Source organism: Noviherbaspirillum sp. (genome assembly GCF_036563305.1).
GTDB lineage: Bacteria > Pseudomonadota > Gammaproteobacteria > Burkholderiales > Burkholderiaceae_D > Noviherbaspirillum.
In genome coordinates, this window is record NZ_DATCMQ010000003.1 from 53,418 (window position 1) to 70,212 (window position 16,795).

Annotated in this window: 12 protein-coding genes; 5 read left to right on the top strand and 7 right to left on the bottom strand. The window is 68.0% G+C overall.

The genetic code is table 11. The features are described 5' to 3' along the window. Nucleotides 1–2,205 (bottom strand): hybrid sensor histidine kinase/response regulator, encoded by a 2,205-nt coding sequence (locus VIM12_RS00625; protein ID WP_331939667.1) that lies wholly within the window; start codon nucleotides 2,203–2,205, stop codon nucleotides 1–3. Nucleotides 2,206–2,548: 343 nt separating this feature from the next. Here VIM12_RS00625 and VIM12_RS00630 point away from each other — a divergent pair, with 343 nt between their 5' ends. Then, nucleotides 2,549–2,797 carry a hypothetical protein gene (locus VIM12_RS00630; protein ID WP_331939668.1) on the top strand — a complete coding sequence of 83 codons (249 nt, stop codon included), beginning with the start codon at nucleotides 2,549–2,551 and terminating at the stop codon, nucleotides 2,795–2,797. Nucleotides 2,798–2,839: 42 nt separating this feature from the next. On the opposite strand, the gene VIM12_RS00635 is transcribed toward VIM12_RS00630, so the two are convergent. Next, nucleotides 2,840–4,666: a DUF4153 domain-containing protein gene (locus VIM12_RS00635; RefSeq protein ID WP_331939669.1), complete on the bottom strand. Its 1,827-nt coding sequence runs from the start codon at nucleotides 4,664–4,666 to the stop codon at nucleotides 2,840–2,842. A gap of 323 nt (nucleotides 4,667–4,989) precedes the next feature. On the opposite strand from VIM12_RS00635, the gene VIM12_RS00640 reads away from it, so the two are divergent. Together VIM12_RS00640 and VIM12_RS00645 are read left to right on the top strand one after the other, a co-directional pair. Then, the gene (locus VIM12_RS00640; protein WP_331939670.1) at nucleotides 4,990–6,456 is read left to right on the top strand and encodes a hydroxysqualene dehydroxylase; all 1,467 of its coding nucleotides are present in this window, start codon (nucleotides 4,990–4,992) and stop codon (nucleotides 6,454–6,456) included. Nucleotides 6,457–6,617: 161 nt separating this feature from the next. Beyond that, nucleotides 6,618–9,092 (top strand): sensor domain-containing protein, encoded by a 2,475-nt coding sequence (locus tag VIM12_RS00645; RefSeq protein WP_331939671.1) that lies wholly within the window; start codon nucleotides 6,618–6,620, stop codon nucleotides 9,090–9,092. 68 nt (nucleotides 9,093–9,160) lie between these two features. Here the strand turns inward: VIM12_RS00645 and VIM12_RS00650 are convergent, their stop codons facing one another. The 5 genes from VIM12_RS00650 to VIM12_RS00670 all read right to left on the bottom strand — a co-directional run bounded on the left by VIM12_RS00650 (nucleotide 9,161) and on the right by VIM12_RS00670 (nucleotide 14,635). Then, nucleotides 9,161–10,306: an ABC transporter substrate-binding protein gene (locus VIM12_RS00650; RefSeq protein WP_331939672.1), complete on the bottom strand. Its 1,146-nt coding sequence runs from the start codon at nucleotides 10,304–10,306 to the stop codon at nucleotides 9,161–9,163. Between the two features lie 103 nt (nucleotides 10,307–10,409). After that, a complete protein-coding gene (locus tag VIM12_RS00655; RefSeq protein WP_331939673.1) occupies nucleotides 10,410–11,156 on the bottom strand; it encodes an ABC transporter ATP-binding protein in 747 nt (248 codons plus the stop codon). A 9-nt stretch (nucleotides 11,157–11,165) separates the two neighbouring features. Beyond that, complete coding sequence (locus tag VIM12_RS00660) at nucleotides 11,166–12,944, bottom strand: branched-chain amino acid ABC transporter ATP-binding protein/permease (RefSeq protein WP_331939674.1); 1,779 nt, start codon at nucleotides 12,942–12,944, stop codon at nucleotides 11,166–11,168. Between the two features lie 3 nt (nucleotides 12,945–12,947). After that, nucleotides 12,948–13,997: a branched-chain amino acid ABC transporter permease gene (locus tag VIM12_RS00665; protein WP_331939675.1), complete on the bottom strand. Its 1,050-nt coding sequence runs from the start codon at nucleotides 13,995–13,997 to the stop codon at nucleotides 12,948–12,950. A 155-nt stretch (nucleotides 13,998–14,152) separates the two neighbouring features. Next, nucleotides 14,153–14,635: a MarR family transcriptional regulator gene (locus tag VIM12_RS00670; RefSeq protein WP_331939676.1), complete on the bottom strand. Its 483-nt coding sequence runs from the start codon at nucleotides 14,633–14,635 to the stop codon at nucleotides 14,153–14,155. Nucleotides 14,636–15,033: 398 nt separating this feature from the next. On the opposite strand from VIM12_RS00670, the gene VIM12_RS00675 reads away from it, so the two are divergent. Beyond that, a complete protein-coding gene (locus VIM12_RS00675; protein WP_331939677.1) occupies nucleotides 15,034–16,278 on the top strand; it encodes a flavin-dependent oxidoreductase in 1,245 nt (414 codons plus the stop codon). Continuing rightward, the gene (locus VIM12_RS00680) at nucleotides 16,275–16,706 is read left to right on the top strand and encodes a DUF3237 family protein (protein ID WP_331939678.1); all 432 of its coding nucleotides are present in this window, start codon (nucleotides 16,275–16,277) and stop codon (nucleotides 16,704–16,706) included. The genes VIM12_RS00675 and VIM12_RS00680 overlap by 4 nt, the downstream gene beginning before the upstream one ends. The last annotated feature ends 89 nt before the right edge of the window (nucleotides 16,707–16,795 follow it).

Here is a 16,795-nt window from a genome sequence, read left to right on the forward strand (position 1 = left end):
CTAGTGCAACACCTGGTTCAGCTCGGCGATGCGCACCGGCTTGGTCAGGTGGACGTCGAAGCCGGCGGCGCGCGCCCGCTCCTTGTCGTTGGCCTGGCCGTAACCGCTCAGCGCAATCAGCTTCCCGTCCCATCCCGCGGCGTGGGAACGGATGGCCGTGGCAAGTTCGTATCCGCTCATGCCGGGCATGCCGATATCCAGTATCGCCACCTCCGGTTGGAACGACCGCAACAGGTCAAGCGCGTCATCGGCCTCGTGCGCGGTCCGTACCTCATGGCCGGCGGCGCTCAGTCCGGCCGCCACCAGTTCGGCGGCATCGACGTTGTCGTCGACCACCAGGATGCGCCTTCCGGCGATCCCGACGGCGGTCGCGGACGCGTTCGCGGCTGCGCCGGGCGCCGCGCCGGACGGCAGGATGATCTCGAAGCGGCTGCCCTTGCCCGCCCCCTTGCTGTCCGCGTGGACCCGGCCGCCGTGCAGCTCGACGATGCTGCGCACGATGGCCAGGCCCAGTCCCAGGCCGCCGGTGGAACGGGCGATCGACTGCGGCGCCTGGAAAAACGGCTGGAACACCTTGTCCAGGATCTCGGGCGCCATGCCCGCGCCGTCGTCCTCGACGACGATGGCGGCACTGCCCTCCCGCGCATGCACCGCGAGACGGACCCTTCCGCCCGGCGCGAAGCGCAACGCATTGGCCAACAGGTTGGTCGCGGCCTGCACCAGGCGCGCGGCATCGCCGGTGACCCAGACCGCGGCGTCCGGCAGGCTGCTCTCGATCACGGTGCCGCCGTATTCCGAAGTGCGCCGCACCGCTTCATGGGCGCACTGCGCGACGTCCTTGAGGTCGACCGGCTCCTGGCGGATCTCCAGCTTGCCCTGGACGATGCGCGAGACGTCCAGCAGGTCGTCCACCAGCCGGTGCAAGTGCTCGACCTGCCTGCGCATGATCCCCCGTTCGCGGGCGGTGCGGTCGTCACCCCGGATTTCCATCAAATCGAGCGCCGACACGATCGGCGCCAGCGGGTTGCGCAATTCGTGGCCCAGCATCGCCAGGAACATGTCCTTCGCGCGGCCGGCCTCCTCGGCCCGGGCCAGCGCCTGGCGCGCGGTATCCAGCGCCGCATTCAGCGAGGTCAGCAGGTTCGCGCGCTCGGCCTCGATCTGCACCCGCTCCTCCGACAGGGACATCAGCGCGGCATTGACCTCGTTGACTTCCCGGATGCGGCTATGCAACGGCGGCAGGCGCGCGGTCTCGCGCACCAGGCGGGACGCCTGGCCGTGCAGGCCGTCGACGCCGCGCGCGATGCCGCGCGCGAGGATGGTGGCGGCGATCACGTAGGCAACCACCGACGCCAGGATGCCGGCAAGGTAGAGGACGATGCCCTGCAGGAGGCCGGATTGCAGGCCCTGCACCGGGATGCCGACTGCCACCACCCAGCTGGCGCCGTGCACGCGGGTGAATGCGGTCAGGGACTCGACCCCTTCCAGGGTCTTCGTGACGCCGACGCCTTCGGTCCCGTTCTCCGCGAGCAGGCGGCGCAACGACGGCGAGGGCGCATTGGTCTCGTGTGCCCGGGTACGCGCAACGCGCTTCCCCGACGCGTCGAAGACGGCAAGGATCCAGCTCGGCGGCGCGTTCTGCTTCTGGATGAGGTCGATCATCCGGTCCGGCATGACCGCCGCGGTCAGTACGTACTGGACCGCGCCGTTCTGCACCACCGGGACGCGCACCGGATAGGCGAGCTGGCCTTCCGGCCCCGGCAGCGCGCTGCCGAACGTGGCCTGCCGGGTCTCGACCGCGCGTCGGTGGCTGTCGGGATCAACCACGGCGCCCGCGGCGGCGCCGTACGGCAGCCGGGTGGAGAACAGCATCCTGCCGTCACGGTCGGTCAGGATGACCGCCTTCCAGCCAGGGCGGGCCTTGAGCGCGTTTTTCGCGATCGGATAAAAGTCGGCGATTTCGCCGTCCAGGAGCGCCGGCGTACCGGAAAGCGTGCGCAGCGCGGACACCGATGATTCAAGCTCGGCGGCGACGGCGATGGCAAGTGCGCGCGAAAGATCGAGCGCCGCCCGCTCCGCGTCGCCGCGGTGTTGCTCCATCGCGCTGCGGATCGCCCAGGCGCCGGCCAGCACGACGGGTAACAAGGCAATGGCGGCAAGCAGGGCCAGCAGTTGCGAGAGATGCCATGTCTTCTTGTCGCTCATGAGGCGGTTTTTCCAGGCGCAAGGCTTAACAGGAGGGAACGGAGTAACGGTCACTGCGGCGGGCAGGATCGGACCCCGGCAGTGTAACCGATCCGCAAGACCTGCCCGTTCGTCCGCTCCTTGAAAAAAATACGCGATGCCATGTGCCCGACCGGCTGCGCACGGCCCGTCGCAGGCGTGCTGCCCGAGACGCCGCGAGCGGGCCGGCGCTGCCTTTCCACACGGCGCGGGGCGCTTCCGGCGCCTGTGCCGCCGGTTCCTTTCCCCATCGAAGGGGTCGCAACCGGGCCGGCATGCGTTTCGCTTCGACAGCGGGATCGGAACCAGCCATGAAAGGACGCACATGGAAAGCATCAAGGCGTGGATCAAGGGTCAAGGAACGGACAGCTCCGTCGAATTTTCCGTCGAGGAAGCGATTTCGCAGCAGCGCGGCGGCAAACCGTGGGCCGAGATGAGCCAGGCCGAGCGCGAGGAAGCCCTCAAGGCCTACGCGGTGTCGCTCTACGCGCGGCAGAACGCGACGGCAGGCGATGGCCTGGACGTGCGCCTGGAGGGAGGCACACTGACGGGAGTGCCGGAAAAAGACATCTGATCCGTCGCCGCGGCGATGACGTCGTCTCACGCTGCCGCGCGCCTAGGGCGGGCAGGCGATCGCGGATGCGCCCGGCTGCCGGCTGATCGCCATGCGCTGCCCGCCTATCTCCAGGTCATGGACGCGCGCCGGGACCAGGCCGTAGGTCCCGTCGAGCAGCTGCCTGCGCAGCGAAGCACAACTGTTGAGCTCGCCCGGCAGCCTGCCCAGCACGCTCCAGCCGCCACCGCCGCCTTCCCCCAGGAGTACAGGCGCGGACTGGGATTCGGCCGGAAGCAGCAGCACCTCCGGCCGGCCGTCGCGGTCGATATCGAGCAAAACCGCGTCGCATGGCATGCCGGCTTGCCGCAGGCAGGGCGGCAGTTGCCACCTCTGCTGCTTGTCCGACCAGTTCTGCTGGCGGAAGGACGTGGGCAGCCCTGCATGCCTGGGCCAGACGGTGATGTTGGCGGCCACCTCCGCCTGGCTGGCAGGGACCGGCGGCTGGCCCGGCCGCGCCTTGCGCGCCAGGGCGCGCCCGGCCCTGTCGCGGATCTGCCCGTCGGCGCCGCCCGCCGCCTGCAGCTGCTCCAGCGCCGCGCGGCCGTAGCGCGCGCCGTGGGCATGCAGGTAATCGAAGTCAAACTTGTCCGGCGGCGTGGCGCCCGACAGCAGGCGCCCCACCTGGCTGTCGACCGAAAGCCGCGCAGGATCGGCCAGCGGCGAGAACAGGCCGAGCAGCACCGCCAGGACCACGCATGCCGTCGCGATGTTGACGGGGGCGAGGCCTTGCATCCATTCGCCGCGCCTGAAGAACGCATACGCCGCCCATCCATAGCCGAGCGCATAGCAGGCCGCCACTGCCAGACAGGCGGCGGCAATCACGCGGTCGGTCGTCCACCCGTAGTCGGCGACCCGCAGGGCGAGGGAGTAGACCGCAATCGCCACGATCGGCAGCAGCGTCAGCGCGGCGGCGAGCGCAGACCAGCGGACCAGGCGGGGCACGGTCGCCGCCTGCTCGCCGTTCTGGTATGCGGCATTGATGAGCACGACCAGCAGCGCCGCCGCGCCCAGCAGGACGGCGGTGGCCTTGCGCGTCGCCCACAACGGCTCCAGCCCGGTGAACACCAGGCTGAGCAGGAAGGCGAGCACGATCAGCGCGCTCAACGGCAGGAGCCACGACAGGAGCACCAGCAGCAGCGACCGGATGCCGCGCACGATGGCGGGGCGCACGTCGGTGATGTGCATCGCGCAGGCAAACGCAAAGACGCTGGCCGGAATCGCAAACCACGACTGCTTGAGCAGCGTTTCGAGGAAATCGAGACGCACCAGCATGAACAGCACCGCGCCGAGCGACAGCGCCAGCCACAGCGCGCCGACGAACATGGCCGAAAAGCCGAGCTGGATGAGCAGCTTCCAGGACACGTCGAAGTAGGTCGGATAGCGCGCCAGCCGCCGACCGTCGTGGATGGCGGACAGGACCAGCGCATGCGCAATGAAGAAGCCCGCCACAAGAAACAGGAACAGCAGGGGCGAAGGCATTGCCGGCGAAGCCGCGTCACCGGCTGCTGCACCGACGGCGGCAGCGCGCCGCCATACGTCATGCAGGCCGAGCCCGAGCATGACCGCCGACGCCGTCGCCAGCCACCCGGCCGCGCGCCGTCCTGTCATGTGTCCGAGGCTGGAAATCAGCAGCACCGGCGCCACCAGGGCAAGCAGCAGGAGCGGCACGAACAGGAACGGCGCGGTGGCAGGCCACAGTTCCGCGCCGCGCGCCTGGTACAGCCAGTACAGCACGCCGCCCTGAATCGCGCCGACGGCGAGCCGTCCCGCGCCGACCGTGCGCGGCACCATCGGCGCCGATTCCTCTTCGCGTATCACTGTAGCCATTGCTTTTCCTGTCCTTCTGCACGAAGCGTGGTTCGGCTTTCCTTTGGCCAGCCGGGCGGCCGGGTCGTGGTGGATGGCCGGCGCCCGACCGGCGCGCCGCCAATGCTGGCATTTCGGCAACAGGAAAGCAATTGCTTCTTGCCGCAAGGCGCGGGCCTGCGCTTCGGCAAATCGCGTGGTGAACACTTTTCGCAGCGCTCATGTCTATCCAACAACTCGGACGGGCCGCGGCGCATGCTTGTCCTGCCGGCACGCGTCGAATGTCACACGCATGCCGGACGCGCCATCGCTGCCCGACTTCGATTCTGATCCAGGAGGTGTGAATGCCAGATGTCATCATTGCCGGCGGCGGACTTGCCGGCCTCGCCTGCGGTGTCGCGCTGTCGGACCGCGGCCTGCGGGTCACGGTCCTCGAACGGTCGGACCGGCTCGGCGGACGCGCAGGCAGCTGGCCGGACCGCGCGACCGGCGACATGGTCGACATCGGCCCCCACGTGATGCACTCCGAGTATCGGAACATGCTGTCGCTGCTGAAGCGGCTGGGCACGCGCGAGCAGATACAGTGGCAGCCCGAGGAGGTGCTGGCAATCGCCAGCAAGCCCCATCTCACCGCGCTCCGGCATGCCGCGCTGCCGCCGCCGCTGAGTCTCATCCCCAGCCTGCTGAAGGCGCCGGGCCTGTCGATCAGGGACCACTTGTCGATGGCTCGCACCACCTGGCGTGCGATGAAGCTCCTGGAAGAGGACATCCCGGCGCTCGACCGGACGACGGCGCTGGATTTCCTTCGCAGCGCGGGCGTGAGCGAGCCCATGATCGCCTGGTGGTGGAAATTTGCGGCGATGGTGGTGACCAACGTGCCGCTCGAACGGTGCTCGGCCGCCGCGCTGCTGCGCATCCATTCCCAGCTCAGCGGATACCGGCGGCTGCATTTTGGCTTTGCGGCAGTCGGACTGGCCGAGCTCTACGCCGCGCAGGCGACACGGGTGATCGAAGCGGCCGGCGGCGCGGTCCTGATGAACAGCGCCATTTGCGCCATCACCGGCACGCCGGACGCAAGCGGACGCGGCGCGGCCGATACCGTGATCCTCGCCGACGGCAGCCGCCTGCGCGCGCGGCACATCGTGAGCGCCCTGCCGCCGCGCGATCTCGATGCGGTGCTGCCCGAGGCGTGGAAAGCCGCGCAGCCGTTCAGCGACCTGTCGGCCTTCGAGCCCAGCCCGTATGTCTCCTGCTATCTCTGGTTCGACCGGGTGGTGACGAACAAGCGCTTCGTCTCCCACCTGTGGTCGCCGTCGCGCCTCAACTACGATTTCTACGACCTCAGCAAGATCCGGCGAGGCTGGCAGGACCGGCCCTCCGTGGTCGCCACCAATATCATCTACAGCCATCGGGCGCACGACATGACGGACGACGACATCATCCGCGCGACGGTCCGGGAGATGGCGGAATTCGCGCCCGACGCGGCAGGAGCGCGGTTGACGCATGCCCGGGTGCACCGCATCCCGATGGCGATTCCCTGTCCGACGCCGGGCACCGAAAGCCGGCGTCCGCCCCCGCGCACGCCGGTATCCGGCCTGATCCTTGCCGGCGACTGGGTGCAGACCCACCTGCCGTGCACGATGGAGAGCGCGGTGATGTCCGGCATGCTCGCGGCCGAGCAGGTGCTGGCCGATGTCGGCAAGCCGCACCGGATGGCGCAGTTTCCGCGTACGCCGGACGGATTGTCGGGCCTCGTGCGGCGGATGGCCCGGGCGCGGCGTTCCTCGAACAACCGGCGGGATCCAGGCTGAGCGCCGCTCGACCACGTCCGGCGCCGCGTTGCCGGCATGCCACCATGCGCAACACCTGCGGACGCTCCTGTTGCGCCGCGGCAATCCGTATGGTCTGATAGCAGCTTGAAGCCGGCGCCGAATGTCAGGCGCGGCACGCAGTCTTTGTGAACAACATGCCAATGCACGTACAACCCGCCGGCAGGCCGAAAGTCGGCCTGCGCATGCTGGCGGACGCCGCGTACTGCATCGTCTGGGAAGCCGATCGGACCGGACTATGCGTTTATCTCGATCCCCATAGCGCGAAATATGCCGCACCCCGCTCCGTCCGCATGTCGGACTGGAGCCGGGTCATCCATCCGGACGATCTTCCCGCCGTGCGCGAGCTCGCCAGGTGCCTGTGGCAGCGCAAGGAGCAATTCACGGCGGAGTACCGCGTGCTGCGTTCCGACGGCACCGTCCGGTGGATACACAGCACGACCGCGCCGAAGCTCGATGCCGCCGGCCGCGTCACCGGCTTCCTCGGCACCCTGGTCGATGTCAGCCGCCAGCATGCGACCCGGGAACGCCTGCTGCGCAGCGAGGCCGAGCACCGCCTGCTCACCGAGAACGCCGGCGACATGGTGTCGTACATGGATGCGCACGGCAACTACGTCTATGTTTCGCCGTCGCACACCGAGATCCTCGGCTACCAGGCGCAGGAGATGATCGGCCAGCCGGTGCGTCGCTTTCTTCATCCGGAGGACCTGGCGAAGGCCGAACAGTCGGCCCCATTACGGACCGGGGGCCTGCTCAACATGCGGGCGCGCCGCAAGGACGGCGGCTGGGTCTGGATCAGCGCCAATACCCGCGCCGTCATCGATCCGGCATCGGGAAAAAAACAAGGCAGCGTCGCGGTCGGGCGCGACATCACGCAGCAGATGGCGGCGCAGCGGGAACAGCAGCGCAGGGAAGAGCGCTTCCGCAGCCTGACCAAGCTCTCGTCCGACTGGTACTGGGAGCTCAGCGCCGAAGGCCGCTACACCTTCATCTCCGAAGGCATCTTTCTTCGCCTCGGCCTGCCGCAGGAGCATATCGTCGGCCGCGACATGAAGGAGACCGCGTACGACAGCACGCAGCCCGGCGTGGTCGAATTTCTCGCCCGCTTCGCCGCCAGGGAGCCATTCAGGGATCTGGTCGTTTCCGTCTGCGTACCGACCTTCCCGGGCGTGGTGCGCCATACCCGGATGTCGGGCGAGCCGTTTTACGAGGATGGCGTGTTCCAGGGATACCGGGGCGCGACGCGCGACGTCACGCGCGAACTGAAGACAGCCGGCGAGCTGCAGCGGCTGGCCACGTCCGACGTGCTGACCGGCCTCGCCAATCGTGCGGCGTTCGACGAGCGGCTGGCGGCAAGGCTGAGCGACCGTCGCGGCGGTGCCGCGCAGGCGGTCTTCTTCATCGACCTCGACCGCTTCAAGGAAGTCAACGATTCGCTCGGCCACAAGTTCGGCGATGCGTTGCTGCAGGAGATCGCGCGCCGGCTGCGCGCCTGCCTGCGTCCGGAAGACGTCCTGGCGCGGATGGGCGGCGATGAATTCGTGCTCCTGGCGGAATGCAGCAAGGAGGCGGTCTCCGCGGCACGCATCGCGGAGAAGCTGCTGGACGCGCTGGCGGCGCCGGTACTGATCGGCCAGCAGGAAATCCGCGTCGGCACCTCGATCGGCATCAGCATGCATCCGCGGGACGGCGACACCGCGCAGGTGCTGATGTCCAGTGCAGACAGCGCGCTGTATCGCGCCAAGGCGCAGGGACGCGGCCAGTACTGCTTCTTCACGGCCGAGATGCGGGAGGAAGCAAGCCGGCGCCTGACCCTGCAGCAGGATATGCGGCACGCGGCCGAACTCGGCCAGCTGTCCCTGCACTACCAGCCGCGGGTGCACCTGCAGACGATGGAAGTGACCGGGATGGAGGCGCTGCTGCGCTGGCGGCACGAGAAGCTGGGGCCGATCTCGCCGCTCGAGTTCATCCCGCTCGCGGAGGAAACGGGGCAGATCAACGAGCTCGGCAACTGGGTGCTGCTGCAGGCCACCCGGCAGGCGCAGGAATGGCGTGTGCGCAGCGGCAGGGACCTGGTGGTCTCGGTCAACCTGTCGGCGCGCCAGCTGCAGGACCGGCGAATACTGACGGCGGTGCAGCAGGCGCTCGCATCAAGCGGGCTGCCGGGGCGGCTGCTGGAACTCGAGGTGACGGAGTCGGTGCTGATGAAGGACGCGGCGCTGGCCTGCGACGTGATGCGCTCGCTCAAGGCGATGGACGTGCGCCTGGCCATCGACGATTTCGGCACCGGCTACTCGGCGCTGTCATCCCTGCGCCAGTTTCCGCTCGATTGCCTGAAGCTGGACCGTTCCTTCCTCCAGCCCGCCAGCGGCGAGAAGATCGACACGATGGTGCTGGCGCAATCGGTCATCGACCTTGCGCATGCGCTCGACCTGACGGTAGTGTCGGAAGGCGTCGAGTCAACGGAGCATCTGCAGTTCCTGCGCGGCACCGCCTGCGACGAGATCCAGGGCTTCGTGATCAGCGAGCCGAAGCCGGCGGAGGAGTTCTTTCCGTTGTTCGTGGAGGGACGCATCCTGCAGGCCGGCACCGGTAGCGCCCGCTGCGCCGGCGCGTAGCCCGCGCAGCGCAGCGATGGCGGGAACCGGGCGGAGCGCGTGCGCCCCGCCGGTCTTGCGTCCTGCGCTTACTTCGCGTCCACCAGCTTCCAGTCGCCCTTGTCGACCGTCAGCATCACCCGCGCATTGTCTTCCAGGCCGAAGTGGTCCTTCGCGGTGTAACGCACCACGCCCTGCGTGATGGCGATGGGCCTGCCGGCTTCCAGCGCCTGCTTGAGCGCCGCGCGGAATTCCGGCGTGCCCGGCTTGCCCTTCTTCAGCGCTTCGGGCACCACCGCCTGCAGCAGCAGCTGGGCGTCGTAGCCGTGGGCCGCGAACTGGTTGCGGGTACCGGCGCCGAACTGCTTCTCATAGCGCTCGACGAAATCCACCGCCAGCTTCTTCGAGGGGTGGTTCTCCGGCAGTGCCTCCGGCATGACGGCCAGCCCGGCGACGACGAACGCGCCCTCGACATCCTTGCCGCCGATGCGGATCAGGTCGCGCGACGCCGCGCCGTGGGTCTGGTAAATCCTGCCCTTGTACCCGCGCTCGACAATCGCCTTGTGCGGCATCGCCGAACCGCTGCCGGAGGCGCCGATCAGGATCGCGTCGGGGCGGGCCGAGACGATCTTCAGTGCCTGCGCGGTCACGCTGGTGTCGGCCCGCGCGAAGCGTTCGGTCGCGACCGACTGCAGGCCTGCCTTGCCGGCCAGGTCGTTGAAGGATTTCAGCCAGGTCTCGCCGTAGGCATCGGAGTAGCCGAGGTAGGCATAGGTCTTGACGCCCTGCTTCTTCATGTGGTCGATCACTGCGCTGGCCATCAGCGGCGTCGACTGCGCGACGCGGAAGGTCCAGCCGCCCTTGCCTTCCGGCAGGTCGACCGGCGAGGTCGAGATCTGCACCGTCTGCCCCTCGGCCGCCACGTCGGCCAGCGCAACCGATGCCGGCGTCGCCGTCGAGCCGACGATCACGTCGACCTTGTCCTCGGTCACCAGGCGGCGGCCGTTCTTCGCCGACTGCGTGGTGTCGGATGCGTCATCGAGCATGATGACTTTCACCTTCTCGCCGCCGATGGTGTCGGGCCAGAGCGAGATGCCGTTCTTTGTGGGAATGCCGAGGCCGGAGGCCGGACCGGTGAGCGGCAGGCTGACGCCGATCGTGATGTCGGCATGGGCGATACCGCTGAGCAGGCTGGCGGCGAGCGCGGCGACGATGGGGCGTAGAGCGGTCTTCATGATGTCTCCTTCAGTTGGGTCGTTGTACGTAAAGAGCGGTTGTTCACGCCTGCACGCCGGGCCGCAACCGCGGCGCTTCCCGGCGTTCCCTGCATGCCCGTCTTCAGGCGGCGGCCTGCCGGCCGAGCCCGAGATAGGTGTCGATCACGCGGCGGTTGCCGGCGAGTTCCTGTGCCGGCCCGTGCAGCGCGACGTTGCCGGTCTCCAGCACATAGCCGTGGTCGGACACCTGCAGCGCGGCGCGCGCATTCTGCTCGATCAGCAGGATGGCAACGCCGGTGGACCGCAGCCGGCTGACCACGTGAAAGATCTCCCTGACGATCAGCGGCGCCAGTCCCAGGCTCGGTTCGTCCAGCATCAGCAGCTTCGGCTTGGCCATCAGCGCGCGGCCGAGCGCCAGCATCTGCCGCTCGCCGCCGGACAAGGTGCCGGCGTCCTGCTGCGCCCGCTCCTCCAGCCGCGGAAACAGGCGGTAGACGGTTTCCAGCTGGTCCATGCAGTTGCGGTCGCCGGCGCGCCGGCGCGGCCATGCGCCGAGCCGGAGGTTGTCCAGGACGCTCATCGAGGAAAACAGCTCGCGCGTCTCTGGCACCAGGCACATGCCGCGCCGCACCCTCTCCTCCACCGGCATCGGCCCGATGTCCTCGCAAAGGAAACGGACGATGCCGCTCGACGAAGCGGTGCCGTCCATCGTGCCCATGATCGCATTCAGCGTGGTCGACTTGCCGGCGCCGTTGGGGCCGATCACCGAGACGATCTGCCCCGGCGCGACCGACAGGCTCACGCCGTGCACCGCCTCCACCTTGCCGTAGCGGACGTGCAGGTCCTGCACCTCCAGTATCGCTTCCATGTCCGCTCCTCAGTCCACGCCGCCCAGGTAGGCTTCCAGCACCGCCGGGTCCTTCTGTATCGCCTCCGGCTTGCCCTCGGCGATCCGGGTGCCGAATTCCATCACCACCAGGCGGTCGGTCAGGTTCATCACGAAGTCCATGTCGTGCTCGACGATCAGGATGCTCATGCCGTCGGCCTTCAGCTGCTTCAGCAGCGCGGCCAGCGCCTGCTTCTCCTGCAGCCGCAGTCCGGCCGCGGGTTCGTCGAGCAGCAGCAGCGCCGGGTCGGTGCACAGTGCGCGCGCGATCTCGACGATGCGCTGCTGGCCGAGCGCCAGGCTGCCGGCCTCGGCATGGAGATGGTCGCCCAGCCCGACCCGCTTGAGCTGCACGGCGGCCTCATGCAGGAGCCGGGCTTCTTCCCGGCGGTTCATGCGCAGGATGCTGGCGAACACGCCGCCCTGCGGCCGGAAGTCGCCGCGCAGGTGGGCGCCGATGGCGACGTTCTCGAGCACGCTCATCGCCGGCAGCAGCTGCACATGCTGGAAGGTCCTGCCGATGCCGCGGCGGGCGATTTCGCGCGACGGCAAACCCGCGATGGCCTGCCCGCGAAAGCGCACCTCGCCGGCGGTCAGCGGCAGCAAGCCGGTCACCAGGTTGAAGGTGGTCGACTTGCCGGCGCCGTTCGGCCCGATCAGGCCGACGATCTCGGCGGCGCGCACCTCGAAGCTGACGTCATTGACCGCAACCAGGCCGCCGAACTGCTTGCGCGCGGCGCGCACCTCCAGCACCGTCTCGCCGGCGGCCGGCTTGGCGGCCCGGTCCAGCGGCGACGCCTGCGGCGGGACCGGCGCGGCGGGGCGTTGCGGAAACAGCCTGCGCAGATAGGGCCACAGGCCGTTGGGCGCATATTGCAGCAGCACCACCATCAACGCGCCGAACACGATCATTTCATAATTGCCGTTCGATCCGAGCAGGCGCGGCAGCACGGATTGGAGGCCGTCCTTCAGCAGGGTCAGCAACGCCGACCCGAGCAGCGCGCCCCAGATATGGCCGATGCCACCGACCACCGCCATGAACAGGTACTCGATGCCGTAGTTCAGCCCGAACGGGGACGGGTTCACCGTGCGCTGGAAATGCGCGTACAGCCAGCCCGACACGCAAGCCAGCACCGCCGAGAAGACGAAGGCGACCACCTTCATGCGCCGCGTGTTGACGCCCATGGCCTCGGCCATCGTGCTGCCGCCCTTGAGGGCGCGTATCGCCCGGCCGGGCCGGGAGTCGAGCAGGTTGTGCACCGCGAATGCCGCCAGCAGCACGATCGCCCAGATCAGGTAGTACATGGAACGCCCGGAGGCCAAGTCAAATCCGCCCAGGCTGAGCGGCGGAATGCCGCTGAGGCCGTCGTACTTGTTCAGGAAGTCGAGGTTACCGAACAGGAAGTAAAGCGAGATGCCCCAGGCGATGGTTGCCAGCGGCAGGTAGTGCCCCGACATGCGCAGGGTGATGATGCCGATCACCCATGCCGAGACGACGGTGATCGCCAGCCCGGCGGTCAGTCCGATCCACGGCGACAGGCCGAACTTGAGCGACAGGTAGGCGGTACTGTAGGCGCCGAGGCCGACGAAAGCCGCCTGGCCGAACGAGGTCAGCCCCGCAACCCCGGTCAGCAGCACCAGGCCCAGCGCGACCAGGCTGTACAGGCCGATGTAGTTCAGCAGGCTGATCCAGTATTCCGGCGTCGGCAGCAGCGGCACAAGGATGCCGAGCAGGAGCAGCGCCCCAGGAGGGTAGTGATGACGTTGCATGCCTCAATGCTCCTCTTCCACATGCTTGCCGGTGAGCGAGCGCCACAGCAGCACCGGGATGATCAGCGTGAAGACCACCACTTCCTTGAAGGCGCTGGCCCAGAACGAGGAATAGCTTTCCAGCAGTCCCACCAGCACCGCGCCCGCCGCGGCCGCCGGATAGCTGACCAGGCCGCCGACGATCGCCCCGACGAAGCCCTTCAGGCCGATCAGGAAACCGGAGTCGTAGAAGATCGTCGTGATCGGCCCGATCAGGACGCCGGAGAGCGCGCCGATCGCCGCCGCGAGCGTGAACGCGAGCTTGCCGGCCTGGTTGGTGCCGATGCCGACGATGCGCGCGCCGAGACGGTTGACGGCGGTCGCGCGCAACGCCTTGCCGGAGAGCGTGCGGCCGAAGTACAGGTAGAGGCACAGGATAAGCAGCACCGAGATCGTCACCACGCTCAGCGACTGGCCGGTGATGCGCAGGCCGGCGACCTCGAATGCAGCGTCGGTGAAGGCGGCGGTGCGCGAGCCTTCGGCCCCGAACACCAGCAGGCCGATCCCGGTCAGCAGCACGTGCACCGCGACCGACACGATCAGCAGCACCAGCGTGGTCGCTTCCGACAGCCGCTGGTAGGCGATGCGGTAGATCATCGGCCCCATCGGGATCACGATCAGCATTGCGAGCGCCGCCTGCGCGGCTTGCGGCAGGTCGGCAAGCGGCAGGCTGCGCGATACCAGGTGCAGCAGGATCGGCAGGGCGAGGTTCACGGCAACATTCGTGGCATAGGGACGCCACCCCCGCCGCAGGCCGGCCATGCGCCAGGTCGCCGCCGAATCCATCGCAAACGCCAGCAGGCCCAGCACCATGACCAGCCAGGTCAGCTGCGGCGCGCCGCCGGTCTGTATCGCCGCCAGCGTGAGCGCGCCGAAGGCGACGAATTCCCCCTGCGGGATGAAGATGACGCGCGTGACCGAGAACACCAGTACCAGCGCAAGCGCCAGCAACGCGTATACCGCGCCCGAGGTCACGCCGTCCTGTGCCAGTATCCCTGCGATCTGCCAGTCCATCGTCTCTCCAATTGTCCTTGTGGCCGCATTGCCCGTCCCGCGGTCCGCATCCTGTTCCAGATGCTTATTGTTATGGCGTGTAACAGTTATTTAATATAATTAAATCGCGGCGCCGACGCAAGCCGCGCTGCAAAAATGGCCCTGTGTCCGGGGCGCTACTGGCCGAGCTTGCGGAGCAGCAAGCGCAGCTGCAGCCGCTCTTCCTCGCTGAGACCGCGCGAGATCCGGTCGTCATGCTCCTTGACCGCTTTCTTGTACTTCTTCAGCTGTTTCTGCCCCTCGCGCGTCAGCCGCAGGTTGTACGACCGCCGGTCGTCGGATGCCTGGCGTTCCACGTAGCCGTCCTTCTCGAAGCGATCGATGATCGACACCACGCCGGAACGGGCGATACCCATCACCTCTGCGAGGCGGGTCTGCGAAATGCCGGGGTTGCTGCCGATAATGACGAGCGAGGAGAACCGCTGCGGCGTGATCTCCTCCGGCCCGAGGGAGACGGCAAAATCCTCGTAGATGGAAAGCTGCGCCCGCCGCACGGCATAGCCGACCAGCTCGTCCAGGATGTCGTAGTTGATGCCTTCGATGCGCGCATTGAAATGCACCAGTTCCCCGCTGCCTTCCGGCTTTCGGCCACCCGCCACAACTGCCTCCCTTTTCGCTTGAATCCATACCGGCCGCCGGCCGGCGCCGTCGCCGGATTGTAGCGCGCCGGAACAGTTCAAGATAGCGACATTCGCCTCATCGATAACTGCCATCACCTTCCGCGGCGGCTGCGCACGGGCGCTCGCGACCAGGAAACGGTGCATGGCGCCATTCCCTTCTTGCGCGGTGGACATGCTTCAGCCTGGCGCCCGCGGCCGGAAGCCCGCAGAATGGGGATGCGACCGCACCCGTTCCGCGCTGCGGTTCGGTCGCCATGCGGGCGGAAACGGTGGCAGGCAGACTTGTGTTATGCCATATAACTGTTATACATTAGAACAGTGACGAGAGACGACAGGCGCCGGCGGAACAGGCCGGGCAACACATCGAGGAGACCACAATGAAGATCACCATTGCAGGCGCCGGCATCGGCGGCCTCACGCTGGGCCTGATGCTGCATGAGCGCGGCATCGAAGTGGAGATATACGAGGCGGTATCGGAGATCCGGCCGCTCGGCGTCGGCATCAACCTGTTGCCGCACGCCAGCCAGCAGCTGTGCCAGCTCGGGCTCGAAGATGTCCTCGCCGAACGCGGCATCGAGACTTCCACCCTCGCCTACTTCAACAAGCTGGGCCAGGAGATCTGGCGCGAGCCGCGCGGACGGGCGGCCGGTTACGACTATCCGCAGTTCTCCATCCACCGCGGCGAACTGCAGATGGCCCTGCTGGCGTCCGCCCGGTCCCGTCTCGGTGCCGACCGTATCCACGCAGGACATGCCTTCAAGGCGTTCCGGCAGGAGGCCGACCGGGTCGTCTCGACATTTACGCGGCGTTCCGACGGCAGCGACATCGAAGTTGTGTCGGACGTGCTGGTCGGCGCCGACGGCATCCATTCGGCGGTACGCAAGTTTCTCTACCCGGCCGGCGATCTGCCCCGCTTCTCCGGCCGCATGCTGTGGCGCGCAGTAACGGAGGCCACGCCCTACATGGATGGCCGCAGCATGTTCATGGCCGGCCACCAGGATCAGAAGTTCGTCTGCTATCCGATCTCCGAGCCGCTGCGCCGGGACGGACGTTCGCTGATCAACTGGATCGCCGAGCTTCGCGTGCCGAACGGCGAGCTGCCCGGCACCGACTGGAACCGCAAGGTCGACAAGTCCGTCTTCGCCGCGCCGTTTCAGGGCTGGAAATGGGACTGGATCGACATCCCTGCCGTCATCGACGGCGCCACCGAAATCTATGAATTCCCGCTGGTCGACCGCGATCCGCTGCCGCGCTGGACCTTCGAGCGCGTGACCCTGCTCGGCGACGCCGCGCACCCGATGTACCCGATCGGCTCCAACGGCAGTGCGCAGGCCATCCTCGATGCGCGCTACCTGGCCGACTGCCTCGCCGCCGACCCGAACACGTCATACGCCTTGCGGGAATACGAGGCGGAGCGGTTGCCGCGCACCACCGGCATCGTGCTGCGCAACCGGATGAACGGGCCGGAACAGGTGATGCAGCTGGCGGAAGAGCGCGCCCCCCAGGGCTTCGGCAACATCGACGAGGTGATTCCGCGCGAGACGCTGGAAGCCATCTCCTTGCGCTACAAGCGCCTGGCTGGTTTCGACAAGGACAGCCTGCGCGACGGAGCCAGGACATGAGCGGCACCGGCATCGCATTGCGCCATGTCGCGCTGTTACGGGTCGAGGTCGCGGCGCCCGAGAGCCTCGGCATCCTCGACGGATGCGAGCGGCGTATCGTCCGCATCCTCGGCGGCAGCGCCGAGGGCCCGTTCTTCAAGGGCACGGTCGTCGCCGGCGGCAACGACATTCAGACCGTACGGCCCGACGGCAGCGTGGAACTGGTGGCGCGCTATGCGCTGGACCTGGGCAACGCCGGCCGGGTGATGGTCGAGAACACCGGCATCCGCCGTCCGCCGGCGACCCCGGACGCGCGTCCCTACTTTCGCGGCGTGCTGCGTTTCCAGGCGCCGCGGGGCGCGCTTGACTGGCTCAACAGTACGCTGTTCCTGACCACCGGGCACCGCGAGGGCAGCACGGTCCATCTCGAGGTTGCCGAGGTCCTGTGACGCAATGCCGGCGTCGCCGTGCATCGGGTATGCCCAGGGAAGATCTCGTCCGTGCAGCGCTCGCCGCGGTCAGGCCTGTCGTCCGGAGC

Coding starts and splice junctions, on each gene's coding strand:
- VIM12_RS00625 (WP_331939667.1), bottom strand. CDS start 2,205: ATGAGCGACAAGAAGACATGGCATCTCTCGCAACTGCTGGCCCTGCTT.
- VIM12_RS00630 (WP_331939668.1), top strand. CDS start 2,549: ATGGAAAGCATCAAGGCGTGGATCAAGGGTCAAGGAACGGACAGCTCC.
- VIM12_RS00635 (WP_331939669.1), bottom strand. CDS start 4,666: ATGGCTACAGTGATACGCGAAGAGGAATCGGCGCCGATGGTGCCGCGC.
- VIM12_RS00640 (WP_331939670.1), top strand. CDS start 4,990: ATGCCAGATGTCATCATTGCCGGCGGCGGACTTGCCGGCCTCGCCTGC.
- VIM12_RS00645 (WP_331939671.1), top strand. CDS start 6,618: ATGCACGTACAACCCGCCGGCAGGCCGAAAGTCGGCCTGCGCATGCTG.
- VIM12_RS00650 (WP_331939672.1), bottom strand. CDS start 10,306: ATGAAGACCGCTCTACGCCCCATCGTCGCCGCGCTCGCCGCCAGCCTG.
- VIM12_RS00655 (WP_331939673.1), bottom strand. CDS start 11,156: ATGGAAGCGATACTGGAGGTGCAGGACCTGCACGTCCGCTACGGCAAG.
- VIM12_RS00660 (WP_331939674.1), bottom strand. CDS start 12,944: ATGCAACGTCATCACTACCCTCCTGGGGCGCTGCTCCTGCTCGGCATC.
- VIM12_RS00665 (WP_331939675.1), bottom strand. CDS start 13,997: ATGGACTGGCAGATCGCAGGGATACTGGCACAGGACGGCGTGACCTCG.
- VIM12_RS00675 (WP_331939677.1), top strand. CDS start 15,034: ATGAAGATCACCATTGCAGGCGCCGGCATCGGCGGCCTCACGCTGGGC.
- VIM12_RS00680 (WP_331939678.1), top strand. CDS start 16,275: ATGAGCGGCACCGGCATCGCATTGCGCCATGTCGCGCTGTTACGGGTC.